The organism is Quadrisphaera sp. DVD1, assembly GCF_058932755.1.
Map to the genome: position 1 here is coordinate 1 of NZ_JBZYWI010000026.1, position 24,079 is coordinate 24,079.

23 protein-coding genes are annotated in these 24,079 nt (G+C 70.9%); 12 read left to right on the forward strand and 11 right to left on the reverse strand.

What is annotated here, in order from left to right:
* From AC5FZL_RS04820 to AC5FZL_RS04830, 3 genes are all read left to right on the forward strand, one after another.
* Positions 1-1,450: LuxR C-terminal-related transcriptional regulator (locus AC5FZL_RS04820; protein ID WP_493617431.1), on the forward strand; the 1,450-nt coding region annotated here is incomplete at its 5' end.
* 60 nt (positions 1,451-1,510) lie between these two features.
* Positions 1,511-2,665, forward strand: a complete 1,155-nt coding sequence (locus AC5FZL_RS04825) for a flavin-containing monooxygenase (protein WP_493617432.1) — start codon at positions 1,511-1,513, stop codon at positions 2,663-2,665.
* On the forward strand, positions 2,662-3,105 hold the full coding sequence (locus AC5FZL_RS04830; RefSeq protein WP_493617433.1) for a hypothetical protein: 444 nt from the start codon (positions 2,662-2,664) through the stop codon (positions 3,103-3,105). The genes AC5FZL_RS04825 and AC5FZL_RS04830 overlap by 4 nt, the downstream gene beginning before the upstream one ends.
* Before the next feature lies 1 nt (position 3,106).
* Here AC5FZL_RS04830 and AC5FZL_RS04835 read toward each other — a convergent pair whose 3' ends face one another.
* Entirely contained in the window at positions 3,107-3,328 is a 222-nt protein-coding gene (locus tag AC5FZL_RS04835; protein WP_493617434.1) for a LysR substrate-binding domain-containing protein, read from the reverse strand.
* Between the two features lie 29 nt (positions 3,329-3,357).
* Between AC5FZL_RS04835 and AC5FZL_RS04840 the strand changes: the two genes are divergently transcribed.
* Both AC5FZL_RS04840 and AC5FZL_RS04845 read left to right on the forward strand, forming a co-directional pair.
* Positions 3,358-3,606, forward strand: a complete 249-nt coding sequence (locus tag AC5FZL_RS04840) for an EamA family transporter (protein WP_493617435.1) — start codon at positions 3,358-3,360, stop codon at positions 3,604-3,606.
* Between the two features lie 58 nt (positions 3,607-3,664).
* Positions 3,665-4,090 (forward strand): hypothetical protein, encoded by a 426-nt coding sequence (locus tag AC5FZL_RS04845; RefSeq protein WP_493617436.1) that lies wholly within the window; start codon positions 3,665-3,667, stop codon positions 4,088-4,090.
* Between the two features lie 28 nt (positions 4,091-4,118).
* Here the strand turns inward: AC5FZL_RS04845 and AC5FZL_RS04850 are convergent, their stop codons facing one another.
* On the reverse strand, positions 4,119-5,138 hold the full coding sequence (locus AC5FZL_RS04850; RefSeq protein WP_493617437.1) for an LLM class flavin-dependent oxidoreductase: 1,020 nt from the start codon (positions 5,136-5,138) through the stop codon (positions 4,119-4,121).
* 235 nt (positions 5,139-5,373) lie between these two features.
* Positions 5,374-5,736: a hypothetical protein gene (locus tag AC5FZL_RS04855; protein ID WP_493617438.1), complete on the reverse strand. Its 363-nt coding sequence runs from the start codon at positions 5,734-5,736 to the stop codon at positions 5,374-5,376.
* 178 nt (positions 5,737-5,914) lie between these two features.
* Between AC5FZL_RS04855 and AC5FZL_RS04860 the strand changes: the two genes are divergently transcribed.
* On the forward strand, positions 5,915-6,556 hold the full coding sequence (locus AC5FZL_RS04860; RefSeq protein WP_493617439.1) for a dihydrofolate reductase family protein: 642 nt from the start codon (positions 5,915-5,917) through the stop codon (positions 6,554-6,556).
* On the opposite strand, the gene AC5FZL_RS04865 is transcribed toward AC5FZL_RS04860, so the two are convergent.
* Positions 6,484-7,005: a very short patch repair endonuclease gene (locus AC5FZL_RS04865; protein WP_493617440.1), complete on the reverse strand. Its 522-nt coding sequence runs from the start codon at positions 7,003-7,005 to the stop codon at positions 6,484-6,486. The two genes, AC5FZL_RS04860 and AC5FZL_RS04865, sit on opposite strands and share 73 nt — an antisense overlap.
* Positions 7,006-7,074: 69 nt before the next feature.
* Between AC5FZL_RS04865 and AC5FZL_RS04870 the strand changes: the two genes are divergently transcribed.
* Positions 7,075-7,500, forward strand: a complete 426-nt coding sequence (locus tag AC5FZL_RS04870) for a hypothetical protein (RefSeq protein ID WP_493617441.1) — start codon at positions 7,075-7,077, stop codon at positions 7,498-7,500.
* A 6-nt stretch (positions 7,501-7,506) separates the two neighbouring features.
* Here AC5FZL_RS04870 and AC5FZL_RS04875 read toward each other — a convergent pair whose 3' ends face one another.
* Together AC5FZL_RS04875 and AC5FZL_RS04880 are read right to left on the reverse strand one after the other, a co-directional pair.
* The gene (locus AC5FZL_RS04875) at positions 7,507-8,007 is read right to left on the reverse strand and encodes a hypothetical protein (protein WP_493617442.1); all 501 of its coding nucleotides are present in this window, start codon (positions 8,005-8,007) and stop codon (positions 7,507-7,509) included.
* A gap of 91 nt (positions 8,008-8,098) precedes the next feature.
* Positions 8,099-9,559, reverse strand: coding sequence for a carboxylesterase/lipase family protein (locus AC5FZL_RS04880; protein ID WP_493617443.1), 1,461 nt, complete (start codon positions 9,557-9,559; stop codon positions 8,099-8,101).
* Between the two features lie 990 nt (positions 9,560-10,549).
* Here AC5FZL_RS04880 and AC5FZL_RS04885 point away from each other — a divergent pair.
* On the forward strand, positions 10,550-12,439 hold the full coding sequence (locus AC5FZL_RS04885; protein ID WP_493617444.1) for an ATP-binding protein: 1,890 nt from the start codon (positions 10,550-10,552) through the stop codon (positions 12,437-12,439).
* A 50-nt stretch (positions 12,440-12,489) separates the two neighbouring features.
* Here AC5FZL_RS04885 and AC5FZL_RS04890 read toward each other — a convergent pair whose 3' ends face one another.
* Positions 12,490-13,383, reverse strand: coding sequence for a NaeI family type II restriction endonuclease (locus AC5FZL_RS04890; protein WP_493617445.1), 894 nt, complete (start codon positions 13,381-13,383; stop codon positions 12,490-12,492).
* A 323-nt stretch (positions 13,384-13,706) separates the two neighbouring features.
* On the opposite strand from AC5FZL_RS04890, the gene AC5FZL_RS04895 reads away from it, so the two are divergent.
* Complete coding sequence (locus tag AC5FZL_RS04895) at positions 13,707-14,096, forward strand: very short patch repair endonuclease (RefSeq protein ID WP_493617458.1); 390 nt, start codon at positions 13,707-13,709, stop codon at positions 14,094-14,096.
* Between the two features lie 77 nt (positions 14,097-14,173).
* Here the strand turns inward: AC5FZL_RS04895 and AC5FZL_RS04900 are convergent, their stop codons facing one another.
* Positions 14,174-15,232 carry a DNA cytosine methyltransferase gene (locus AC5FZL_RS04900; RefSeq protein ID WP_493617446.1) on the reverse strand — a complete coding sequence of 353 codons (1,059 nt, stop codon included), beginning with the start codon at positions 15,230-15,232 and terminating at the stop codon, positions 14,174-14,176.
* 1,728 nt (positions 15,233-16,960) lie between these two features.
* A complete protein-coding gene (locus AC5FZL_RS04905; protein WP_493617447.1) occupies positions 16,961-19,135 on the reverse strand; it encodes a GMC oxidoreductase in 2,175 nt (724 codons plus the stop codon).
* Positions 19,136-19,282: 147 nt separating this feature from the next.
* Here AC5FZL_RS04905 and AC5FZL_RS04910 point away from each other — a divergent pair, with 147 nt between their 5' ends.
* The gene (locus AC5FZL_RS04910) at positions 19,283-20,185 is read left to right on the forward strand and encodes a hypothetical protein (protein ID WP_493617448.1); all 903 of its coding nucleotides are present in this window, start codon (positions 19,283-19,285) and stop codon (positions 20,183-20,185) included.
* A gap of 29 nt (positions 20,186-20,214) precedes the next feature.
* Here AC5FZL_RS04910 and AC5FZL_RS04915 read toward each other — a convergent pair whose 3' ends face one another.
* Complete coding sequence (locus AC5FZL_RS04915; protein WP_493617449.1) at positions 20,215-21,168, reverse strand: hypothetical protein; 954 nt, start codon at positions 21,166-21,168, stop codon at positions 20,215-20,217.
* 133 nt (positions 21,169-21,301) lie between these two features.
* On the opposite strand from AC5FZL_RS04915, the gene AC5FZL_RS04920 reads away from it, so the two are divergent.
* Both AC5FZL_RS04920 and AC5FZL_RS04925 read left to right on the forward strand, forming a co-directional pair.
* Positions 21,302-22,495: a sensor histidine kinase gene (locus tag AC5FZL_RS04920; protein WP_493617450.1), complete on the forward strand. Its 1,194-nt coding sequence runs from the start codon at positions 21,302-21,304 to the stop codon at positions 22,493-22,495.
* A 35-nt stretch (positions 22,496-22,530) separates the two neighbouring features.
* Positions 22,531-23,157: a response regulator gene (locus AC5FZL_RS04925; RefSeq protein WP_493617459.1), complete on the forward strand. Its 627-nt coding sequence runs from the start codon at positions 22,531-22,533 to the stop codon at positions 23,155-23,157.
* Between the two features lie 26 nt (positions 23,158-23,183).
* Here the strand turns inward: AC5FZL_RS04925 and AC5FZL_RS04930 are convergent, their stop codons facing one another.
* Positions 23,184-23,990: a class I SAM-dependent methyltransferase gene (locus AC5FZL_RS04930; RefSeq protein ID WP_493617451.1), complete on the reverse strand. Its 807-nt coding sequence runs from the start codon at positions 23,988-23,990 to the stop codon at positions 23,184-23,186.
* Positions 23,991-24,079: the final 89 nt, after the last annotated feature.

Here is a 24,079-nt window from a genome sequence, read left to right on the forward strand (position 1 = left end):
CGCCGACGCGGCGGAGGAGCAGGCCCGTGACCCGCTCCTGCGCGCTGACGTCCAGCGCCTCCGGGCGCAGCTGGAGTTCCACGCCACCTCGCTGCACACCGGGCACCGGATGGTGCTGGAGGCCGCGGCCGAGGTCGCGCCGCACGACGCCCGGCGAGCCGGGGAGCTGGCCATGCTCGCGGCGGCGCTGGCCGCGTTCGGCGCCCGCTCCGGCAGCCCGCTGGACCCGACCGCGCTCGTGCCGCCGGTCGGTCCCGACGCCGCGTCCCGCGAGCGGTGCCTGGCCGACCTGGTGCGGGGGCTGGACGCCGTCTCCCGCGGCGACCGGCACGCCGCCGTCCCGCCCCTGCGCCGGGCCGTGGCGACCGCTGACGAGCTCAGCGACACCGACGACGAGGACCTGCTGCTCAACCTCGGCGTCTGCACCTGGCACACCGGTGACGACGCGGCCGCGCTGCGCCTGCAGGACCGGCTGCTGGCCGGGGCCCGCGCCACCAGCACCGTGATCATGATCGTGCACGCGCTGACCCGCCGCAGCGTCACCGAGGTCGCCACCGGCCGCTGGGCCGAGGCCGACGCCGGGTCGGCCGAGTCGGTCTTCCTCGCCGACAGCGTCGGGCAGCCGTCGCTCGCGGGGTACCCCACCGCGGTGCTCGCCCTGCTCGCGGCCCTGCGCGGCGAGGACGCCGCCGACCGGCACCTCGCGGCGCTGGAGGAGATCACGGCCGGGCGCTCCCTCGGCATCGTCACCGACCTCGTCGGCGACCTCACCCGCTGGGCCCGCGCCCTGCGGTCGGCGGACACATCGGCCACCGCGTTGCACCACCTCGAGCAGATGACCACCCCGACGATCCGGCACCTGGCCGCGATGGACCGGCTCGAGACCGCGGTCCGCGCGGGGCGCTCCGAGGTCGCGCGGGCGTGGGTGGCCGACCTGGCCGACGTCGCCGACGCCACCGGCCAGGCGTGGGCGAGCGCCGCGACCGAGCACGGCCGAGCCCTGCTCGCCGACGGCGCGGACGCCGAGGCCCACTTCCGGGCAGCGCTGGAGGCCCACGCGTCCTCGCTGCGGGTGCCCGACCGAGCGCGCACCGAGCTGGCGTACGGGGAGCTCCTGCGCCGCTCGCGCCGTCGGGTGGACGCCCGCGCCCACCTGCGCGCGGCGCTGGAGGTCTTCGACGACCTCGGGGCGCAGCCGTGGGCCGAGCGCGCCCGGGCCGAGCTCCGGGCCTCCGGGGAGACCGCCCGCCGCCACGACGCCTCCACCGCGGTCGAGCTCACCCCGCAGGAGCTGCAGGTGGCGCGGCTGGTGCAGCAGGGGATGTCCAACCGCGACGTCGCAGGACGGCTGTTCGTCAGCCCCCGCACCGTGGACTTCCACCTGCGCAACGTCTTCGGCAAGCTCGGGATCACCAGCCGCACCGAGCTGGCCGCGCGCCCCCTGGGCTGAGCGCTCACTGGTGGTACCACCAGTGCGAGCCGTGCGGCGGCGCCCCTAGCGTCCCTCGTCATGATCATCGTGCCGCCCGGCCGGCCGCTCGACGTCCTCGTCATCGGCGCCGGCCAGGCCGGGCTCGCCCTCGGCTGGCACCTGCGCGAGCGCGGGCTGCGCTTCCTCCTCGTCGACGCCGGCGAACGGGTCGGGGACGTGTGGCGCTCGCGCTGGGACTCCCTGCGCCTGTTCACCGCCGCGGAGTACGACGCCCTGCCCGGCACGCCGTTCCCCGCGCCCGCCGGCACCTACCCGGGCAAGGACGAGGTCGCCGACCACCTCGAGGCCTACGCCGTGCAGTGGGGCCTGCCGGTGCGCCTTGGCGCCCGAGTCACCCGGCTGACCCGCACCGACGGGGGCTTCATCGCGCAGACCACGACCGGCGTCGTGCGCGCCCGGCAGGTCGTCGTGGCCACCGGGCCGTTCCACACCCCGCACGTGCCCGCGCTGGCCGCGGGGCTCGACGACGGCGTCGTCCAGGTGCACAGCGCCGGCTACCGGCGGCCCTCCGACGTGCCGGCAGGGCGGGTGCTCGTCGTGGGGGCGGGCAGCTCCGGGGTGCAGATCGCCGAGGAGCTCGCCGCCGCCGGCCGCGCGGTCACCCTCGCGGTCGGCACCCGGCCGCGCGCCCTCCCCCAGCGGCCGCTGGGCCGCGACCTGTTCTGGTGGCTGACCGCGCTCGGCGTGGTCAGCGCGCCCGCCGGCTCGCGCCTGGCCCGGCGCGTGCGGGAGCGCGAGCTCGTCATCGGCACGACGTGGCCGCGCCTGCGGCGCCGCGGGATCACGCTCGCCGGGCGGGCCGTGTCGGCGTCCGGGCGGCGCGTGGTGCTCGCCGACAGGGGCGTCGAAGGGGCCGTCGACGTGGACGCCGTCGTGTGGGCCACCGGGTACCGGGCCGACCACTCCTGGGTCGACGTGCCCAGTGCCGTCGCCGACGGGCGGGTCGTCCACGACGGCGGGGTCAGCCCGGTGCCGGGGCTGTTCTTCCTCGGGCTGCCGTGGCAGCGCAGCCGCGGCTCGGCGCTGCTCGGGTTCGTGGGCCGGGACGCCGCAGAGCTCGCCTCGCGGCTGACCACGGCCGCAGACCTGGCGGTTCTCCCGGCGCGACCCGGTGGTGGCCGGCTCCACGGTGGACCCGTTCCCTCGACGACGTCTCCCTGGAGGATCCGATGAGCAACACCCCGCTGGCCGCCCCCGCCGCTGTCGCCGCTCCGGCCCGCGCCCGCGCGCTGTGGCCGTTCGTGCGCCACTACCTGGAGATGGTGGTGGCGATGGTGGTCGGGATGGTCGCCCTCGCCCCGGTCTGGTCGTGGGCCGGTGACGCGCTCGGCTGGACGGCCGTGCTCGACCGCGCCGACGTCGGCGCCGTGGTCATGGCCACGAACATGACGGTCGCGATGTCCGCGTGGATGCGCTACCGCGGGCACGGCTGGGCCAGCATCGCCGAGATGGCCACGGCCATGTACCTGCCGTTCGTCGCCCTGCTCGCGCCGCTGTGGCTGGGCGTGATCTCCGAGGCGACGCTGATGGTCGCCGGGCACGTCCTGATGCTCGTGGCCATGGCCGCCGCGATGCTCTGGCGCCGCGCGGAGTACACGCAGCACTGCCACTGAGCTAGCTGGGTGCGTAGGCCTCGCGGACCAGCTGGAGCAGCGCGCCGGCGCGCGGCGGCGGGTCGTCCTTCCACCACGCCAGGCACACCGGCACGGGGAGGGCGTCGCGGACCCGGCGGTACGTGACGCCGGGTCGCAGGTGCTGGCGCGCCGTGGCCTCGGCGGTGATGCCGACCGCCTGCCCGGCGGCGATCAGGGTGAGCCACTCGTCGACGCCGTGCACGGCGCGGGTGCCGGCCGGGGCGGCGTCCGATGGCCGACGGCCTGCTCGGGGGTGCGCCGCTGCTCGCGGCGGTCGCGGCAGGTGTGCTGCCGTCGGTCGTGCCCTACGCCGGGGACCTCAGCGCGCTGCGGCTCGTGCCCGCACGCTTCTTCGGCGTCTTCATGAGCGTCCACCCGGTCCTCGCGGCGCTGGCCGGGATCGTCCTGCTCGGCCAGTGGCTCGAGGCGCCGCAGTGGGCTGGGATGGCGGTCGTTGTCGGGGCGACGTCGTGGCGGTGACCTCAGGACGACGTCCGCCGGCTGCCGTTATCACCGAGCCGGACGTGGAGGAGGCGAGATGGACGAGCGGAACCGTGAGCGCAGACCCGTCGGGTGGTGGCTGAAGGAGGCCGACGCGCTGCTCGATGCGGCCTTCGACGACGCGCTCCGCGGGACGGGCGTGGACCGCCGCGGGTGGCAGGTCCTCACCTCCCTGGCGCGAGGACCCGTGGAGCGCGGCGACCTGCTGACCTCCCTCAGCGCCTTCGACCCCGCGGTGGTGGTCGAGCACGTCGTCGAGGCCCTGGAGGCCGCAGGGTGGGTGGTGGAGTCGGGAGCGGGCCTCGTCCTGACGTCCGCGGGGCAGGACAAGCACGGGGAGCTGGCGCCCGCCGTCGAGGCGGTGCGGGCACGGGTCGCCGTGGCGCTGCCGGGCGAGGACTACGCGACGCTGCTCGCGCTGCTGGCGCGGCTGGTCGCGGGGCTGCGTCCGCCAGGGTCGTGAGCCCGCACGACCGGCGTCCGGGCCGGGGTCAGGCGCTCGGCCGCCAGCCCAGCGCCGGGCCGAGCCTCGTCGCGATGTCGGTGAGGATCTGCACGTAGTCCTCGTGCCGGAGCGTGAAGGGCAGCGCGAACGCGACCTCGGTGACCTCGCGGAACCCGGCGTGCGCGTACAGCGCCTCGGCGATCTGCTCCGACGTGCCCAGCAGGTCCGGCGCGAACAGGATGCGCGCCGGCCCCTGGGGGCTCGTCGTCCGCGGCATCCGCCCCTCGACGTACGCGGCGTACCGGGCGCGCTGCTCAGCCGAGGCGCTGTCGGTGGGGATGACCACGAGGCCCTGCGAGACGCGGGCGGCGTCCCCGGCCGGATGCGCCGCGCGGAACGCCCGGACCTGGGCGCGCTGGCTCTGCGCGAAGTCCTCGAACTCCTCAGCCTTGATGACACTGCTGGTGAGGAGGTTGAGGCCCTGCTCCCCCGCCCACTGCGCCGAGCGCACGCCGCTCGCGCCGTACCAGATGCGGTCCGCGAGGCCCGGCGCGTGCGGCTGCACCCGGTCGGAGAACTGCTCGATGCCGCGGACCCCGCGGAACGGGCTGGCCGGCTCCCCGCGCACGAGGCGCACCAGGCGCAGGACCCGCTCGTAGGTGAAGTCCTCGGCGTCCGCCGTGTCGGGGTAGAGCGCGTCCTTGACGTCATCGAAGTGCATCGGCGGCCCGACGCTGATGCCGGGGTTGAGGCGGCCACCGGAGAGGACGTCGACCGTGGCGAGGTCCTCGGCCAGGCGCAGCGGGTTCTCCCAACCGAGCGGCGTCACGGCCGTGCCGAGCTCGATGCGCCGCGTGCGCTGGGTGGCGGCCGCGAGCACCGCGACCGGCGAGGAGATGCCGGGCTGCAGGTGGCGGTGGCGCAGCCAGGCGCTGTCGAAGCCGAGCCGCTCCCCCAGCTCGAGGACCGCCAGGGTGCTCTCGTGGCCCGGGCCGGGATCGGCCTCGTCGAACGTGCCGATCGTGAGGAATCCCAGTTTGGCCAGCGGGACGTCGGGCGTGGGCATGAGCGGCTCCAGGGTCGAGTCCAGTGATCATGCCTGACGGGAACGCAGAACGGCCGCTCGGTCCGAAGACCGAGCGGCCGTCCACGTGCGTGGCCGATCCGACAGTCGCCTCTCGGCGGTAGGCCGCTCGAAGCGGCTGAGGTGAGGCCCGGGGACATGTACCGGACCGGCCACCCTCCTCAATGCTGCGGGTCGCTCGGCCATTCCCGCGCGAGGCGCGCCGAGGCGTTACCCGTCAGACGGGGATGGTGGCGTGGCTGACCAGGTCCAGGACGACGCACTGGTGCAGCGCGCGGGCCGCCGACCGCGCGGTCGGCAGGTCGGGGTAGACCTCGGCCACGTCGATCACCGTGTGGGTGCCCTCGGCGACGGCGTCCAGCACGCGCCCCGGCCCGGCGAGGTCGCGCTGGTGGTGCCCGACGTACCCGACGAGGACGCCGACCAGCGCGGCCTGGCTGGTCGTCGGCACGACCTCCTCGGTGCCGGGGATCGCCACCGCGTAGCCGTGGCCGGACCGGAGCGCACCGGAGCCGACCACCGCCCCCTCGTGCAGCGCGGCATCGGCGACGGCGTGCAGGTCCAGCGTGGAAGAGAGCATGGCGCGCTCCAGGACGGCTCCGTGCCCATCCCGTCTGGGGTGGACAGGTCCATCGTCGCCGCGGGGTCCGACAGTTCCGGGCGCCCGGACGACAGCCGCTGGACGCCGCAGCGATGGGTTCCGCCCGCGCCGCCGGTCTACCTCCCGACTCAGACGACCGACGCACCGGGAGCACGCCATGGGCCTCATCCACCTCGAGCTGTTCGCCACCCTCGACCTCGTCGGGCAGGCGCCCGGCGGCCCCGACGAGGACCCGGAGGGGTTCCCGTTCGGCGGCTGGCAGGCGCCCCTGATGGACGAGGTCTCCGGGGCCCAGGTCGGTGCCGCGTACGAGGGCACCGACGCCCTCCTGCTCGGTCGGCGGACCTACGACATCTTCGCCGGCTACTGGCCGCACCAGAACGGCGGCGAGGACGGCAGCATCGCCGCGCTGTTCAACCGCATCCCCAAGTACGTGGCCTCTCGCGGCACGCCCGACCTCTCGTGGGCCGGGTCCACGCACCTCGGCCCGGACCTGCCCGCCGCGGTGCGCGAGGTCCGCGACCGGCACGAGAACATCAAGGTCGTCGGCAGCCTGGACCTCGTGCAGACGCTCCTGCGCGAGCAGCTCTTCGACGTCATCGACCTGTGGGTGCACCCGGTCGTGCTCGGCGTCGGGAAGAAGGTGTTCGACGGCGGTGCGGTGCCCACGAACGTCACGCTCCTCGATCCGCCCGTCGCCAGCCCGAGCGGCACCGTCTACCTGCGCTACGGCCTGGCCGACGGCACGCCCGCGACGGGAGACATGAGCGCCCCCGACCGCGGCGTCCGGCGCGACTGAGGCGACTCCGCGATGAGGACCTCGAGCCGGTCGACCACGGCTCCCGGATCCTCGTGCTCCCACACGCGCACCGGCGTCCACCCGGCCGCGCGCAGCTCGGCGTCGGTGCGGGCGTCGCGCTCGCGGATGCTGGCGAGCTTGACCTCCCACCAGGCGCGGTTGGCCTTGGGCACGTGGAGGTGGTCCGGGCAGGAGTGCCAGAAGCAGCCGTCGACGAAGAGCGCGATCCGCGGGCCGCGCAGGACGACGTCCGCCCGGCGCCGCCGGCTCGTGCCGGCCGGGGTGGCGTCGACGAGGTAGCGGTGGCCGCGCCGCCACAGCTCTCGGCGCACCGCCAGCTCCGGCGCCGTGTCGCGGCGGCGATTGGCGCGCATCGTGCGCGCGGACGCCGGGGAGGACGCCGCGGGAGCGGGCGGGACGACGATCGGCCGGGTCGTCGCGAGCTCCACGGCGCGAACGGTAGGGACCGGCGCCGACGACGCGCTCGCTCCGGCGCCCCCGGTGAGACCCTGGACGCGATGAGCACGGGCGACGAGGGGCCGGACGAGGCCGACCTCACCGGGCCCGGCGCCGGCTCGGAAGAGCTGCTGACCGCCGTCCGGCTGGTCCGCCGCGGCGCCGGACGCCCGGCGCTGTCAGCGGCGTTCGACTGGGACGACCGCGTCTACCACCACCCCATCGAGGCGATCGCCGAGCGTTACGACGCGCGCCCCGAGGACGTGCGGATGCTCACCCTCGCCCTGATCACCCTGCGAGCGCAGGGCCTCGACCCGCGCCTGGTCGCGGCGTTCACCGACCCGGGCGTGAGCGACCGGGCGGTGGTGGCGTGCTGGTCGGCGGGGCTTTCCCCGTCCGAGATCGAGGCCCTGGTGAGTGCCGGCACGGTGCCGGACGAGGCGACGCTGCTCGCCCTGACGGCCCTGCGGCGGCCCTCGCGCCGGTGAGCCGCCCTACCGCGGCCGGGGCGCGAGCTCCTCGATGCGGCGCTGGCGCGCCCGCAGCTTGCCGGCGAGCGCGACCATCCCGGCCTCGACGACCAGCCAGAACAGCCACACCAGGGGCATGTCCAGGTCGAGGCCGGACAGGACGACCTCCATCGTGACGACGCCCGCCGTGAGGCAGCCCGTGAGCACCCACACCAGCACGCGGAGGCGCCGCAGCAGCACCGAGGCCCCCGGGAAGTCGCCGCGGCCCCGCTGCACCACGGACGCCAGGTCGGCCGCGAGCGTCACCCCTCCCAGCACGAGCAGGACGCCGGCGCCGGCCGCCACGTACAGCGGCACCCGGTAGCCAGCCAGCTCAGGCGCCATCGCCACGGCGACGCGGCCCACGTCGTAGGTGTAGGCGGCCACCACCGACGTGCCCGCCACGACCAGCACGAGCGCCAGGCGCAGCAGCCGCGCCTGGCGGGACGCCGATGCCGGCCGGGTCGAGAGAGGTGCCGGTCGCATGGCCGGACGGTACGGCGGGCGACGGCGCCGGAGAAGCGGCCTCACGGCATCCGGACACCTCCCTGACGTTTTGCTGATGCAGGTCGCCGCCTCACCCGTGCGGCATCACGTCGGCGCCCGCCCACGCCTCCCGGCGCTCCCCCGCGAGGTCGACCTCGACGTGGTCGCCGGCCGGGTCGAGGACGAGGGTGCGCCGGTCGGCGAGGTCGTAGGCGGGCCAGTCAGGTCCCGGACGGCCGTCGCGCACGAAGGCGACCCAGTGCCGCTGCATCCGCTCCGCGAGCGCCCGGCGGGCCGCCGTCCGGACGCCGCGCAGCGCGAACCCCGTCGTCCCGCGCCAGTCCCACAGGTACGCGAGCTCAGACGCGTGGCAGGCGCCGAGCCACGGCGTCGCGGCGTCGAAGCGGTAGGTGAAGGTCGTGCCACCCGCGGCCGCGTGACGCTTCGCGAAGTGCGCGGTGGGCCGGGCGAAGTTGATGTCGGTGGACAGCTGCGTCTCGCCGGCGCGGGTGTCGGGGTAGGCGCGAACGATGCGGCGGGCGTGCTCGTCGCCGAGGGCGTCGCGCAGGCGGTGGGCGATCTCGGCGCGGTCGAGCAGGAGGATGTCGGAGCGGGTGCGGCGGAACAGCAGCATCTCGTCGCGGTTGGACCCTGCGAGCAGCGGCAGGTCGGGGCGGACGGCCGCCTGGGCATCCGCGAGGGAGGCGGGCACGACGTCGCCGTCGAACCACGGCGCGGCGGCCGTCGTCGCGTGCACCTGCTTCCCCACCGCGACCTGGGCCGCGAGGAGCTGCTCGGTCGGCAGCTCCCACAGGGCTGCGCCGCCCCGCGGGCCGATCCGCAGCTCGCGGGCGTACCGCTCCGCGACGTCGGCGCGCTGCTCGTCGCCGTGGCCGAGCGTGTAGGTGCCGCTCTCGCAGATGGCGGCGCCGAACAGCCCGCGCGCCTCCGGCGCGACGGTCAGCAGCGAGACGAGCACCGAGCCGGCCGACTCCCCCGCGACCGTGACGCGGCCGGGGTCGCCCCCAAAGGCCGCGATGTTGTCGCGCACCCACTCCAGCGCGGCGATGACGTCGCGCAGCCCGAGGTTGGACGGGACGTCGGCGCCGGTGACCGCGGACAGGTCAGCGAAGCCGAACACCCCCAGCCGGTAGTTGACGGTGACCACCACGACGTCGCCGAGCGCCGCGAGGTGCCGGCCGTCGTACAGGGCGCCGGAGCCGGACGTGAACGCGCCGCCGTGCACCCACACCAGCACCGGACGCCGGGCGTCGTCCGCGGCCGGGGAGGCGACGTTGAGGTAGAGGCAGTCCTCTCCCACTGACGAGCCGAGCCCGGCTATCGGTGCGGTGATACCGCCGCGCTGGGTGGCGGCGCCGGCGGGCGTGAGGGCAGGGCGGACGCCGGCCCACGGGCTGGGCGGCTGCGGGGCGCGGAAGCGGAGCGGCCCGACGGGCGGGGCGGCGTAGGGGACGCCGAGCCAGGTGGTGACGCCGTCGGCGCAGCGCCCCTCGACGCGGCCGGAGGTCGTGGTGGCCGTCGTCGCGCTCATGGGTGCAGGAGAGCACGCGGACAAGCACCGTGCGAGAAGGACACCGTCGCCTTACGCCAAGCCGCCTCTGGACGCCCGCGCGGTAGTCACGACGCGTCGCAACGACTCGCGTCACCAGCCATAGGTAGCCGTTCGCTCGTCTCTATGTACGTTCCGGACGGTGAAGGCGCAGCACCCTTCGCCATGGGCCACACGCGCTTGGAGGCCTTGAGCAGCTGATCGCTGCGCAGCACCTGCCGTCCCGGCACCGCCGCGGGCCCGTCGCAGCTGGCAAACTGTTGTCGTGGCCACGAAACGGGACCTCAGAGACTGGCCCATCGACGCTTTGGGGCGCCTTGTCGGCGCCGAGAGCGCGGTGGACGTCGCTCGCCAGGTGTGCGCCGACCATGAAGCGGATTTGAGGGCCCCGGCGACCTGTTCTTCCCCTGGCACTACGACCTCCGCTGGGCAGCTCAGACCTCGCGCCACGAAGGCGGGCTCAAGTCGCTCGCCGGACGCGGGGCCTTTGGAGCCTCCCGATGGCCGTCCAGCGCTCCATGACGTGATCGTCACCGTCTCACGAGTGACGGTCATCGGTTCGTCAAAGGGATGCCAGACGAACTCGACACTGACCTCAGCGACTTGGCGCTCGTCGGTCCCCCTCCATCCGGAGGAGAGTCCCCCGCCGCACCAGCCAACGCTGACAGGAGGTGGCCATCAATTACACCTGTAGGTGACCATCGGAAACACGTCTTCAACACGACGCCGGTGACGGCCACGCCGCTTACCCCCTCCCCCAGCGCTATTCGGCCAGCCACGGTTCTCGCAGAGGTCAGGGCAAGGTTGGGTATTCTTGGCGTCGCGGACCGTTCACAGCTCGGCTCGCGCTCGCAACGATGACCGATGCTGACATGTCAACCAATGGATCAATAGCAGGCAGATCTCGCCTAATAGACAAAGCACAGTTTTCGTCTGCATGGCTAGACCGGCAGCCAATCACAGGGAGAATTCATGAGAGACGTCCAACCACTGAACACGCTCACTCAGGACGCTGCTACTGCGTGGGTCAAGCAGCGCGTTATCAACGTAATCAAGAGTTATCACAACGCGACGGATGTACTGGCCGAGCCGGTACAGAATGCAGTGGACGAAGTCCTTTCCGCCGACGGCCTCGGCGACACCGGGACGGTCCGGGTGATTCTGAACACAGATTCAGATCAGATATCCGTATGGGATAACGGTCGCGGCATCTCAAGTAGCGACATAGAACGATACCTTGCCCCCGATGTTGGGAGCAAGCGCGCCGCCTTCCTGCAGGGACTCGTCCGCGGCCACAAGGGGGTCGGAATGACCTTTCTTGCATACGGGTTCGACTATTTCGAGATTGAATCAAGAACGACGAACGAACACTACATTCTTAGGCTAGAGGGAGGACGCAGTTGGGTTGAGGACACGACTCCCGACGCGGCTCCGCCGATCGGGCGCCTCAACGATGCTGTAGGCACTGAAGGTCGACTCTCCAACACCGGAACCATCATCACGGTGGGTTTGAGTCCTCTTACAGAGCCACGAAGCTTGCGGATGTCCTTTCCCAGCATTGATTACGCCGCCACGGTTCTACGAAACCAAACGGCCGCGGGACTCGTCAGCCCTCCCGAGACCGCGAAGCAGCGTCCCCTCGAAGTGCATCTCGAGTACAGGGCTTACTCAAAGACCGACACGGTGGAAGTTCCCGCTCTTTACCGCTATCCACACATGGACGTCCCAGCAGGCATAAGGGTGCTCAACCTGGGCCAGCACATGAAGCAGTTGCGGAATGCCGAACCTGCGCCTCGAGACCGAAAAGCATATCATGCTTGCTACTGGCAGTTTGGGCCCGAGGAACTGCTCGACCTTATTCAAGACCAAGTTGGGGAAAAGCTCACTACATCTGAAGAAGTTCGGAGCTTTGTCCTTGATCACGACGTCCACGCTTACGCCCTGTTCTCCTACAGCGCCCAATACCGCGACGCAATTCGGGAGGCATGGAAGATTCCGGCCAACCGAAAGTGGCTACATGCCCCTAGCCTCAGGGTTGCGACGGACGGCATGATTTCTTCGTGGGTACGCGAGATCACTCTGACCCACCGTGGCTTCAACGTCGACCGCACCTGGCTTCTCTATAGCATGCGTCGCATCGAGCCGGATCTCGGGCGCAAGGATTTCCCTCCGGAGGTTCACGACTTTCTGCGGATAACGGAGGAAATCATCGCAAACCGCGTCGCCAACGAGAGTCGACCATTCTTGCGCATCAGCCCTCCCCGGACAAGGCCAGCTGCTGGCGGTTATGTCGCCCCAGCCGTCAAGGCATACCAGCGGCGCGCAGAGCCCATGCCCCTCAGCTCGTTGCCCCCATTTGGCGATATACGACTGCAAAGCGCGCCGGAATCAGAGCAGGATGTAATCGCACTGTACAGCGAGTTGGTGGGCATGGGTGTTTACGCCCATCTGCAGCCGGTGTTCTACAGTGGCTTTGATTTTTACGACTCCTACTTTGAATACAGGCCCGAGCTATGCGACATTGCCGTTCGCGACGTCCTGACGGGGCAGGACGACATCGACATGCGCGAACGGGAAGGTGTAGCAGAGTTCAAGCACACGGCCAGCGCCCTTATTGAAGACGTCGTCTCGGCCGTTAAGAGGTGGAACGACATGACGTTTCTCGTGTGCTGGGAAATCGGCCTTGCGGCTCGTTCTTACGGCGGCGACGAAATATCCTTCGACGTAGCCCAGGAATCAACGAGCCGTAAGTACCACGGCGTCACCCACCTAGCCAGGCTCCAAAGTGGCGGCGAACACACCGTGTTTGTCATTGCATTGAAAAATGCACTTGGCGTGCTGTCGTCCGCCGCCAGCGACTGATGGCCCGACCCTAGTAATGACCATCGTCAGGTCAAATATCCGGGTCGCCCTTAGTCCGCCTTTCCCTGCTTGGGCAGCAGCGGGGCCATGCAGGCCGGCTCGAAATCTCGGGCGCACCGCCACTTTCGGTTGTCAACCTCAATACATGGCTCAACATCGCCGTCCTGCCACGGCGACAACCGTGTACTGACGTAGCGTCCCAGCGTGGGCTCAGGAAGACCGAGCGCAGCGGCCATCGCCGGATGCGGTTGGTAGTGACCGAAAATGACGATACCTTCGGGCCGCAGTCGTTTGCGCGCGTCCCTAACGCGCTTACCCGGATCAATCTGCTGTCCTGCCGTAAGCACTGTAGCTCGGTTGACCAGACGACCAGTGAGCCCGCGGAACAAGTTGGTTACGGCATCTTGCCCGTCACGAGCATAAGCCACCGACTCAAGCAGGGCAGGGTCGGCGATATGCACCAAAGTGTTTTCAACGAGATCCGCGCCAGGTACGAGCCACAGTATCTGGTCGCGTCCCAGCTCGTTGATCTTTCGCTTTCGATCGCGCTGCCTCCCGGGCGGCTTGAGCACCGTCTCGTCGATTCGCAAGAGGCCCATCGCCCACCTGGCGGTGTACTCATTGGCCCACACCAAGAGAGCGATCATCGGCCCTCTCGAGTACATTTCCTCAGGAATCTCCCACTCATACAGGTTCAGTGACCACTTGCAGTCGACTTCTGCCCCAGCAATCCGGTAGTCGAGATCCTCTCCATCATCAAACAGGAACTCCCGTTGCAGCCAAATTTCAACCAAGGTGCCAACATGGGTCTTTTCCGTTTTCAACAGCTGCGTGTAATCCCAACGCCCAGTCCGCTGGCCGTCATAAATTTGGTCCAGCGCCTCGCGGATTGCATACCCGGCGCGAGTCCAACTGGGATCTTGCCGAGCGATCTCGTCTCGCACTGCCCAAATTTCTTCGTCTTGTCCCCGCCCCGGGGGGCGGCCCGCCGTGCCTCCAGGCGTCGGACCAATCTGATGCTTGGGTCGCTTGCGAGGGTCGGGTCGAGGCGGCGAGAGCCTTCGCCGATTCGCGCTGAGACGTACGGGAAGTCTCGGCACCGCGTCATCGGCCGAGGCTGGGTCGCTGGTCGTCGCATCGGGCTTGCTAGTTTTCACCGAGGCAAGGTGTCATCGGTCCGCGATTTCGTCAAGCGTGAGCGCCGCAACGAAGGGATGCCGAGATGGGCGAAAAGTCATGGGCCTCGACACCGGGCGTCAGAGCGAGCATGCAAGGAAACAAAGGCAAGGACACAGGTCCCGAGCTTGCTTTGCGCAAGGCGGCGCACTCACTGGGGCTCCGATATTACGTGCATCGCAAGCCTATTGCTGAGCTTCGGAGAACCGCGGACATGGTATTCCCAAGAACGAAAGTGGCCGTTTTCGTCGATGGTTGCTTTTGGCATGGATGTCCCGAGCACCACACCGTGGCCAGGACCAACGGTGCATTTTGGGCCGAGAAGGTCCGTGTAACTCGGATTCGAGACCAGCAGACCAACCTTGCCCTAAGGTCGGCAGGGTGGACGGTTGTCCGCATCTGGGAACATGAGGAACCAGTCGGGGCCGCCCACCGCCTGCAGCAAATTGTGGAAGCGCTTCAAGTTCGCGACAGTCATTGACGCGGCATGGTTTGAGGGCGGCGCTCGTGAACGCAGTCAGCTTTCGCACTATCCGCAGAATCGCTGATCGCTCCCGCCTATTTGGGTCCGGCAAGAAGTGAGTGAAGGTGCCGCGCGATCGATTCGGCCAATTTCGGCGGCACGGCGTTCCCGATTTGTCGGGCAATCTCAATCTTGGAGCCTTCAAACTCAAAATTGTCGGGGAAAGACTGTAAACGCGCGGCCTCTCTGTGGGTGATGGGCCTATGCGCCTCTGGGTGCAGGTACCTGCCCTTCTCGGGCTTGAAAAATTCAGTTCGAATGGTGACGCTGGGGCGGTCCCACCAGAGCCTTCCCATAACGTCAGTCGTCCCCGTGGGCTTTTCTGCCCAGCATCGTGGAGTGAGATCTGGTCGATTTCTAGCCAGATCGAACCTGTTTCCGCCCGGAGGGATGGCCTCGTATCGCTGAATTGATTCCGGTCGGGGGTTTCTTCTGAAGTGCAGGTCCTGCCGCCCGTCCTCCAAGATTGAGACGTCATCAGACGCAGGAACCGCCGGGAGGTCAGCTATGGCGTCGCGGACTGTTACATATGGCACCGCGCCGTCTGAGTTCGGCCCGTGTGTCGGCACGGGCGGCCACGGGACTTCCGCGGATCCCTTCACGGCCATGAATATCCCCCGCCTGCGCGTCTGCGGGGCGCCGTAATCCGCGGCATTTAGGACGCCATAGGCGTAAGTGTATTGACGCAGCGTTTCATCGGATTCCATAAGTAGCAGCAATTTGGCAAACTGCGCGCTGCGCTGGAATTCCGGGACGTTCTCGATCACAAAGGCCTTCGGCCGCAGCTGGCGCACCGCCCGCAAGTAGTGTTGCCACAAAGAGTTCATTTGCGCGCGGCTTACATCGTCGCGATCACGCCCCAGTGGTGAAAAGCCCTGGCAGGGGGGGCCACCCAAGATGACGTCCGCCTCCTCGAAGGTTTCGATGTCTTCGATAGGCCCATCGAAGACCGGCGTACCGAAGTTCCGCTTGTATGTGCGTGCTGCGGCGCCCTCAACCTCGACAGCGTGGACCGGCTCAAATCCCAGTTGCGCCTGAGCGAAACCAAGGCTGAGGCCCCCCGCGCCAGCAAACAAGTCCAACGTTCTGATCATCTCAGCAACCTCCGAGTCGTCCGATGGGCTCCAGGCTGCCAGGCACCACCGACAGTGGGACGTCAAGAGTGGACGGCGACCTTGGGCGGAGCGTGACGTCACGGCCCTAGGCGATGCGCTGGCCCATCGGGTCGCGCAAGCTGGCGCCGAGGCACGGTCGGGACAGTCTACTGGCTCGCGGAGGGCCCGGGGTGGCGATGCCTCGCTGTGACCTGCCAGCTGGTTCAGGGAGCGCTCGGGCCGGTGCCGGATCGCTGACTCCAGGCGGTCGCCAGCCGCAGACCGCGGTCAGCCTCTCGTCCTACTAGCAGCCCATGGTGCGGCACCCGGTTCGACGCAGTCACCACGTCGACGAGGCGGCGAGAGGGCTGAGGCGGCGTCGCCCTCATCGTGAAGCGAGCTCCTGGGCGCCACGAGACCGTGACCGCGACCGCGACCGCGCACCATCGCAAGTACGCCGATGGCCATGGCGTTGGCGCTCCACGCGCTGTCGCCAGGCTCGAGAAGCAGCTGGGCGGCCTTTCCATGCGCGGTTCACCTACGCCCGCATGGTTTGGGCAGCGGGCTCAGCCCAGTGGACGCCCGCGACAGGCGGCACCCCGTGGCCGATGCTCGACGACCTCAACGCTGCACGGGCGCAGCGCCGCGACGTCGCCGCACTGCGCCACCTGGCGTCGAATCGCAGTTTCGCCTCGGCTGGGCTGGCATGACCTACGTCGAGGCGTCCCTGCCCGGCTGCAGCGAAGTGGCACGCAGGCTGGCACCAGCTGTAGCGGCCGTCGACCCTGCGAGAACCGCGGTGAACGTAGGAGCCATGCTCGGCGCTATGCAAGGTCCTGGTGCTTTGCCATCGCGCCTTGTGTCTGGATGCAGCTCGCCTGGTTCACCGACTTCCGCGCCCGCGATGCCCCTGTCAAGTCTTACGAATACGAATGCGTGGACGGCGGCGCTTCTCATGAGAGTGGCATGACCGCCATCCCGAGTGGTGGGGGCCAGCCATCAGGCGTGTTGACTTAGCAGTGGAGTGGCAGGGCGCTAGAGGCTGGACCTCGCTGGCCGCCAACTGCACCAAAGGATGTGGGCCATCACCAGCACAGAGCGGAGCCGCACGCGTCGATCTGCTGGACCTGCGGCAATTGCACCCGCCCATTCTGAGCCGTCAGCGCAGTGCCATGTATGCGTTAACGACCACCAGTACGTCCCCGCGACCGGCCGACCCTGGACACACCTCGACGAGCTCGCCGCCGAGAGCTGGGCCACCACCTCACCGAGGTCGAGCCGGACCTGTCTGAGCTCGCCGTCAGCCCGCCTCTCGGCATCGGCCACCGCGAGCTCCTCGTCCTCACCCCGCGGGCGGCGATCTGTGCGACCCGCCCGGCTACCTCGACGCCGCTGTGACGTGGTGGGGACGACCCCGCCGAGCTAGCCCACGGGCGTCACCTTCATCCGCTGCGGCGGGCACTGTGCCAGCAGCGCCGTTATGCACGTCCCCGGTGCGGCCGAGGGCCGTGGCGGGCTGCTCGTTGGCGACACCCTCATGGTCCTGCCCGGGCTGGAGCGGGTCTCGTTCATGCGCAGCTACCCGATGCTCCTGCCGCTGCCGGAGCGCTCCCTCGACCGCATCCTCACCGCCCTCGAGCCGCTCGCCTACGACTACTTTCCTGGTGCGTGGCCGGGCCTCACCATCGAGCCCGGCGCCAAGGGCGTCGTCGCGCGCAGCGCCGAGCTCTACCGCTCCTGGCTCACCGGCCTTGCCCGCGCCCCCGATCCCGATCCCGATCCCGATCCCGATCCCGACAACTGTGCAGGCGCGGCCGCCGTCGTCCCACTAACCATGTGCTCCGCCACCCGAAGCGCGTTGGCCAGCACCGTCAGCACCGGGTTCACCCCGCCGTTCGTCACGTGCGTCGAGGCGTCAACGACCCGCACGTTGTCGTGGCCCCACACCCGCCCGTACGGGTCGGTCACCGACGTCGCCGGGTTGGTGCCCATCCGGCACGTGCCCGCCTGGTGCTGCCCGGCGCTCGGCCCCGACGTCAGCGACCCGAGCGCCATCTGCCGCACCTGCGCCGCCCCGCTCGCCGTCAGCCACTCCGCCGCCCGCTCGGCCAGGAAGGCCTGGCCGCGCAGGTCCTCGGCGTGCAGCGCCCCGGACAGTGAGGCCACCGCGTTGCCGTGCCCGTCGACCACCGAGGGGTCGAGCTGCACCCGCGAGTCCGCACTCGTCACCTCGTGGACCGGGCCCACGACCCGCGCCAACCGTGACGCGGCCTCGCGCAGCCCTCGCACGGCGTCCAGCCCGTGCGGCGGCAGGAACCCGGCGTCCACGAGGTAGCGGCGCGTGAGGCCCGGCGTCGGCACGAACTCGTTCGCCAGCATCCCCCCGCCGACGATCCCGTCGTTGCCGTGCCGGAAGTCGCACGTCGCGATGGCCGGCCCCGGCCCGACGAGATCCACGACGTCGGTGGGGAACAGCGCCGACGCCCCGGCGTACAGGTGCGCCTGCAGGTGCCGCCCGACCTGGTCGGTGCCGTTGCCCAGCCCGTCCGGCTCGTCGTCGCACGCGGACGCCAGCAGCAGCCGCGCGCTCTCGATCGCCCCGGCGGACAGCACGACCTCGCCCGTCGACACCGTCTGCCGCCACACGCTGGCCCCCGTTCCGCCGACGATCGCGACCCCGACCACCCGCCCGAACAGGTCGGTGACCAGCCGCTCCACCCGCGACGACGGCAGCAGCGTGCACAGCCCGGTCGCCAGCGCGCGGCGCAGCGCGGTGTTGTGGGTGCCGGTCTTGGCGTCGACGGGGCAGGCGAATCCGATGCACTGCGCGCAGTGCACGCACGCCGCCCGCCCGTTGTACGGCCGGGAGTTGACCAGCAGCGGCACCGACACCGTCGACCAGCCAAGCGCCCGGGCGCCCGCGGCCAGCATCCGCGACTGCACCGTCTCGTGCACCGGCGGCATCGGGTAGTCCACCGACCGCTCCCCCGCCCACGGGTCGCCGCCCGCCGCGCCGCTGACCCCGAGCTCGACCTCCACCCGGCTGTAGTACGGCTCGAGGTCGTCGTAGGTGATCGGCCAGTCCGTGAGCGCGCTGCCGTCCGGCACCCCGTAGCGCGTGGCCATGGCGAAGTCGTCAGGGCTGAACCGCCACGCCTGCGCGCCATAGATGCGCGTGCCGCCGCCGATGGTCATGGCGTTGGCGCCCCACGCGCCGTCCCCGGGCCACACCCGCCGCGGGACGCCCAGCGCCACCGTCCGCGGGTCGTTGAAGCCCCGCGGCCCGGTGAGTGGGTCCAGCCCGGTGGACGAGCGCGGCGTCCGCAGGTGGTCGCGGCCCAGGGACGCCGTGCTCGGCCAGTCCCCGCGCTCGACGAGCAGCACCCGCCGCCCGGACGCCGCGAGCTCCGCCGCCGCGATCCCTCCCCCGGCGCCCGCGCCGATGACGACGGCGTCGTAGGAGTCCGCCAGATCGCAGGGCCCGGCGAAGGACGAGGCGGGCAGGTCGAACACGGAGGTGTCGACGTCGTCCACGCTGACCCCGCGGCGCCAGCCGACGCTGTCCCAGACCGCCGGTGCCGCGGAGCCGGGCGTCGCGGGGTCGGCGTAGTACAGGTCACCGACGAGCGTGCAGAACCAGCGGTGGTCCGGGTCGTCGAGGGAGTCGAGGACGGCGAGCCGGCCGGCGGCGTCCAGCGTGGTGAACGAGCCGCCGCGCGAGAGCGCCACCGCCTCGATCCGCGCCAGCTCGGCATCCAGGCGCGGCTGCCACTCCGGTCGCTCGGCGGCGAGGAGCGCCACCACCGCTTCGGCCACGCCGGTCTCGGCCGCGGACGGAAGGCCGTCGGTGGGGATGACCGCCTCCACGAGGGCGCGCAGCAGCAGGTTTGACATCGTCGTCATGAGGCGAGGTTATAAGCACCATTTGCCGTAGGCACGGTCACTCATACGGAGCGTGCTCGGGCTGAGGTACCGACGTCCAGGGGTGCTCGGCGTCTGAGCACGGTTTGATGACGAGCCACGTCTCAGCGGTATGGGTAGAGTAACAGCATGGCCAACCCTGTTCCCGAAATCACCAGTGAAGACATCCTTGCTGCACTCGGTAGCACGGGGTTCTTGCTGGAACAGGAGTCGGCGTCAGTATTGCGCGAGTTCGGGTTCTATGTGCGCCTCGGCCGTGCATACGTGGATCCCGACGAGGGCAAGTCGCGGGAAGTAGACATACACGGTTACCGTCAAGTTTTCCGAAGCGAGGAATATAGTTCGTCCTTTGGTGTGAGCGTAATCATGGAATGCAAGAATTCTTATTGGCCACTCGTCGCAATTGGCCGTAGCGACAGCTCCGCCGGAGTGGATGCTCACGAAGCCATCTTCGAAGCCTCCTTCTGGGCCGGCAACAATCTTATGCGCCCCACGCCAGACAATCCCAACGCATACTTTCAAGGCAGCCCTTGGCACTGGCTGGGAATGTCGGAGATCGATGGGCACCCCAGAAATGACAGCTTCATTGCGAATCAACTCGTTCGGGTGCAACTACAGAACAAAAAGTGGTCTGCCAACAATGAAGGATTTTTCGCCGACGTTGTGACGCCATTGGCAAAGGCGGTTAATTTTTTCCTTGACGACACCGGTAAGCCCAATCGTGACTTCAACGCGAGCACCGACTGGGCGAGCGGCCAAGCCTGCTTCCCGTTGCTAGTCACGCCGGCTCCGATTTATGTCGTCGACACTGAGCAGGAACATCCGGTTGCGACTCGAGTACCATGGGTTACGGTGGCCCGCGACTTGCATTCCAATACCATGAAAGCCGAAATCCATGTCGCCGTGGTGACGAGCGGGCACCTTTCAGACTACTTAAGGGAGGCAGTTCTCCCGTTCGGATCCGCTGTGGGTTCAATCTTGGAACGGAATCCTCGGGCACTCACCGTGCGCAAAGCTTTCGAACTTGCTTGATTCCAATTTCGTCGATCGGATCCTCAATATCAGGCGGGTCGACGGGTTGGGCGCCAGGCTTCCACAGCTAGCACCAGCGCCGCCCCCGCCCCGGTGAACGCCATCAGCCCCCCGGTCGCGAGCAGCGTCGCGACGTCCGGCCGCAGCAGCGCCTGACCCCGCAGCGCCTGCCACGACAGCAGCGCCACCAGGCCCAGCGTGGCGACCCCGGCCACGCGCACCAGCCGCGCCCGCGAGCGCCCGTCCAGGCCGGTGCGCGTCGCGAGCACCCACGCCAGCAGCGGCAGCAGCTGCATCGCGTGCAGCCCCACGAAGTGGCCGATGCGCAGGTCGCCGTGGGCCACGCTCCAGCCGGTCAGCGGCATCCCGGGGCCACCGTCGGGCGCTCCGACGGTGTGCCCCCCGGTGGGGCTGGAGCCGGTGTTGGCGATCATCAGCCCCGCCTGCGCCATCCCGACGAGCGAGACCCCGATCCCCCACCGCAGGCCCGCGGCCAGCCCGGCGTCGAGGCCGCGCCGCCGCAGCACGAGGACGCCGGCCACGAGCGTGGCGAGGAACACCAGCGAGATCATCATCCCCATCAGCGAGAACAGCGCCCCGTCGAGCGCGGTGTCGGCGTTGAAGTGGCTCGTCGTCCCGCGCACCACCTGCCCACCGATGACCGCGAGCTCGACGACGAGCGCCACGACGACCACGGCGGTGATGAGGCCGACCATCCGCCGGTGCCCCTGCACGTGGGAGAGCACCCAGCGCAGCGTCAGCAGGTAGATCGTGATGGAGATGCCGAACTTCGCCGGCTTGAGCCACGCGGGGGCGCCGGTGATGACGCGGTCGTCGACGAGCAGGCCGACGAGCGCGACGCCGAGGAACAGCGCGCTAAGGGCTGCCGCCCCGGCGAGGACGGCGCGCGGGGCGAGCCAGGCGCGGGGAGCACGTGCCGGTCGGAGCGGCAGGACCCGGGGTGCTGCGGTCGTCGAGGTCATGCGCCCAGGCTGGACGGCGGCCGAGCGGGCGTCATCGTCCTGCAGGACGCGTCGTCCTCGGCCTGCAGGACGAGGCGCGCCCTGCCCGAACGGCGGGCCCCGCGGACGGCGTCCGCCACTAGCCTCCCGAGACATGGCAGTGGGCGTGGCGGCAGGCACCGCAGCAGCGAGCGGCACCCCCGCCGCCCGGACCCCCGACCTGTTCTACTCCGCCGTCGCCCTGGCGGCCGCCGCGCTGGCCGTCGCCGAGGGCCCGCGGACGCCGCTCGTCCTGTCCTGCCTGGCGCTGGCCCTCGTGCCGTGGGCGCTCGTCGTCGCCGGCCGCGACCTCCCGCTGAGCGCCTTCGCCGTCCTCGCGGTGGTGCCCGTCGTCCCCGTGGTGCTCTCGCACCGCGTCGGGGCCGCGCTCTTCCTCACCACCGCCGCCGCCAGCCGGGTGGCGAGCCGCTCGGACCGCCCGTGGCTGCTCGCGGCGACCACCGCCGCCGTCGTCGTCCTGCCCCTCCTGCCCCTGGCGCAGCCCGGCGGGGCGCACGACATCGGCTCGGTGTACTTCGCGTTCGGCAACGTCCTCGGCGTGCTCGTGGGCGTGCTGGTCCACCGCGCGACGCGCCTGGCGGCCGAGCTGCGCGCGGCCGACGCCCGGCTGGCCGAGGCCGCCACCCGCGAGGAGCGGCACCGGATCGCCCGCGACGTCCACGACCTCGTCGCCCACTCCCTCACCGTCGTCGTCCTGCACGTCGGCGGCGCCCGCCGGGTGCTGCGCACCGACCCCACCGCCGCCGAGGGCGCCCTCGCGGACGCCGAGCGGGTGTGCCGCGAGAGCCTCGACGGCATCCGCGGCGTCGTGGGCCTGCTCCGCGATGACGACGCCCCGCCGCGCGTGCTCTCCCTCGACCTCGACGAGCTCGCCGCGAGCTACCGCGCGGCGAGCCTCCCGGTGGCCCTGCGCACGGCGGGCGACCCCGCGTCGCTGCCCCTGGCGGTGCGCGTGACGCTGCACCGCGTCGTCCAGGAGGCCCTCGCCAACGCCGCCCGGCACGCCGTCCCGGGCACGCCCGTGACCGTCGACGTCGCGGTGGCCGATGCCGGCGTGGCGGCCCGGATCACGAACGAGCGCGCGCCCGCGTCGGCACCGGCCGCGCGCAGCACCGGCGGCTACGGGCTGCTGGGGCTCGCGGAGCGCGTGTCCGCCCTCGGTGGGCACCTGACCAGCGGTCCCCAGGACGGCTCCTGGGTGGTCCAGTGCCGCCTGCCGGTCTCCGGCCCGGCCTCGCCGGCGCCGAGGACGCCGACCGCGGCCGCCGTGTCCGGAGGGGCCGCGTGAGCGACGTCCGGATCGTGCTCGCCGACGACCAGGCGATGGTCCGCTCGGGGCTCGCGCTCGTGCTCGGCTCCGAGCCCGGGTTCACCGTCGTCGCGCAGTGCGAGGACGGCGAGGGCGTGCTGCCCGCGGTGCGCCTGCACCGGCCCGACCTCGTGCTGCTCGACGTGCGGATGCCGCGCGTCGACGGCCCGGAGGCGACCCGGCGGCTGCGCGCCGAGCCGGGTGCTCCCCCGGTGCTGGCCCTGACGACCTTCGACGACGACGACGTCCTGTGGGGGGCGCTGGACGCCGGCGCCGCGGGCTTCGTCCTCAAGGACAGCCCCGCCGAGCTGCTCGTCGAGGCCGCCCGCGCGGTCGCCGGCGGCGGCGCGTGGCTCGACCCGCGCGTGCTGCCCCGGGTGCTGGACCGGGCTCGCGACCGCACCCGGGCGCAGTCGCCGGCGCCCGGCGGCGTGCGGGCGCTGGAGCGGCTGACCCCGCGCGAGCTCGACGTGCTGCGGCGCGTGTGCCGCGGGGCGAGCAACAGCGAGATCGCGACGGACCTGCGGATGGGCGAGCGCACCGTGAAGTCCCACGTCTCGGCGATCCTCGCCAAACTGGGCGTGCGCGACCGCGCGGGCGCCATCGTGGCGGCCTACGACGCGGGGATCGGCGCGCCCTAGGCAGGCGACCTCGGCCCGAGGGCCGGTCAGGCCCGGGTGCCGATGACCTCCAGGAACGGCACGTCGATCGCCAGCGTGCCGTCGGTGGCGGTGTTGTGCGCCGAGAAGACGGTGCACAGGTCGACCTCGAGCCGCTCGCGCCCGGCCACGCCGACGGCGGCGAACGCCGCCACGGTGGGGCCGTACCAGGTGCGGAAGTACTCGACGCACGCGTGCGGCGAGGGGAACCGCCAGGCGCAGGTCTGCCGGGTGGCGGTGAGCCCGCGGCAGTAGGGCCCGAGCAGCTCCTCCGCCCGCTCCTCGCTGCCCCACACGACCGCCGGCCGCACCCCCTGCGGCGGCGGCACGTGCCGGGCGACGGTGCGGAACATGTCGCCGACCGCGCTGTCCGGCGTCCAGCTCGCGACGCCGATCCGCCCGCCGCTGCGGCACACGCGCGCCATCTCGCGGGCGACGGCCTCCTGGTCCGGCGCGAACATCACCCCGATCGTCGACATCACGACGTCGAAGCTCCCGTCCTGGAACGGCAGGGCCTGCGCGTCGGCCGGCTGCGTGCGCAGGCGGACGCCGTCCGCCTCGGCCCGCCGCTGCGCCTCTTCGAGCAGCGCCGGCACGTAGTCGGTGGCCAGCACGTCGGCGAACCGGCGCGCCGCGGGCAGCGAGGCGTTGCCGTTGCCCGCCGCGACGTCGAGCACGCGCTCCCCGGCGTGCACGTCGAGGTGCCGGACCAGGGACTCCCCCATCCAGCTCAGGAGGCTCCCGACCCTGCCGTAGTCACCCAGGCTCCAGACCTGCTGCTGCCGCTGCGTGACCATCGCGAAGTCCACGCTCATGACTGCCCCCGTCGTCGTCGACGCCCCGGCACCGGGCGGCGCCAGAGGGTGCGCGGGGCGGCGTCCACCGGCATCGGCGGAGCGCGGGC

Bases quoted from the DNA above. Each gene is read 5' to 3' on its own strand.
- AC5FZL_RS04870 (WP_493617441.1), top strand. From the start codon at position 7,075: ATGAGCACGGGCGACGAGGGGCCGGACGAGGCCGACCTCACCGGGCCC.
- AC5FZL_RS04840 (WP_493617435.1), top strand. From the start codon at position 3,358: ATGGCCGACGGCCTGCTCGGGGGTGCGCCGCTGCTCGCGGCGGTCGCG.
- AC5FZL_RS04930 (WP_493617451.1), bottom strand. From the start codon at position 23,990: ATGAGCGTGGACTTCGCGATGGTCACGCAGCGGCAGCAGCAGGTCTGG.
- AC5FZL_RS04900 (WP_493617446.1), bottom strand. From the start codon at position 15,232: ATGATCAGAACGTTGGACTTGTTTGCTGGCGCGGGGGGCCTCAGCCTT.
- AC5FZL_RS04875 (WP_493617442.1), bottom strand. From the start codon at position 8,007: ATGCGACCGGCACCTCTCTCGACCCGGCCGGCATCGGCGTCCCGCCAG.
- AC5FZL_RS04880 (WP_493617443.1), bottom strand. From the start codon at position 9,559: ATGAGCGCGACGACGGCCACCACGACCTCCGGCCGCGTCGAGGGGCGC.
- AC5FZL_RS04845 (WP_493617436.1), top strand. From the start codon at position 3,665: ATGGACGAGCGGAACCGTGAGCGCAGACCCGTCGGGTGGTGGCTGAAG.
- AC5FZL_RS04860 (WP_493617439.1), top strand. From the start codon at position 5,915: ATGGGCCTCATCCACCTCGAGCTGTTCGCCACCCTCGACCTCGTCGGG.
- AC5FZL_RS04915 (WP_493617449.1), bottom strand. From the start codon at position 21,168: ATGACCTCGACGACCGCAGCACCCCGGGTCCTGCCGCTCCGACCGGCA.
- AC5FZL_RS04885 (WP_493617444.1), top strand. From the start codon at position 10,550: ATGAGAGACGTCCAACCACTGAACACGCTCACTCAGGACGCTGCTACT.
- AC5FZL_RS04850 (WP_493617437.1), bottom strand. From the start codon at position 5,138: ATGCCCACGCCCGACGTCCCGCTGGCCAAACTGGGATTCCTCACGATC.
- AC5FZL_RS04830 (WP_493617433.1), top strand. From the start codon at position 2,662: ATGAGCAACACCCCGCTGGCCGCCCCCGCCGCTGTCGCCGCTCCGGCC.
- AC5FZL_RS04855 (WP_493617438.1), bottom strand. From the start codon at position 5,736: ATGCTCTCTTCCACGCTGGACCTGCACGCCGTCGCCGATGCCGCGCTG.
- AC5FZL_RS04920 (WP_493617450.1), top strand. From the start codon at position 21,302: ATGGCAGTGGGCGTGGCGGCAGGCACCGCAGCAGCGAGCGGCACCCCC.
- AC5FZL_RS04925 (WP_493617459.1), top strand. From the start codon at position 22,531: ATGGTCCGCTCGGGGCTCGCGCTCGTGCTCGGCTCCGAGCCCGGGTTC.
- AC5FZL_RS04895 (WP_493617458.1), top strand. From the start codon at position 13,707: ATGCAAGGAAACAAAGGCAAGGACACAGGTCCCGAGCTTGCTTTGCGC.
- AC5FZL_RS04825 (WP_493617432.1), top strand. From the start codon at position 1,511: ATGATCATCGTGCCGCCCGGCCGGCCGCTCGACGTCCTCGTCATCGGC.
- AC5FZL_RS04905 (WP_493617447.1), bottom strand. From the start codon at position 19,135: ATGACGACGATGTCAAACCTGCTGCTGCGCGCCCTCGTGGAGGCGGTC.
- AC5FZL_RS04910 (WP_493617448.1), top strand. From the start codon at position 19,283: ATGGCCAACCCTGTTCCCGAAATCACCAGTGAAGACATCCTTGCTGCA.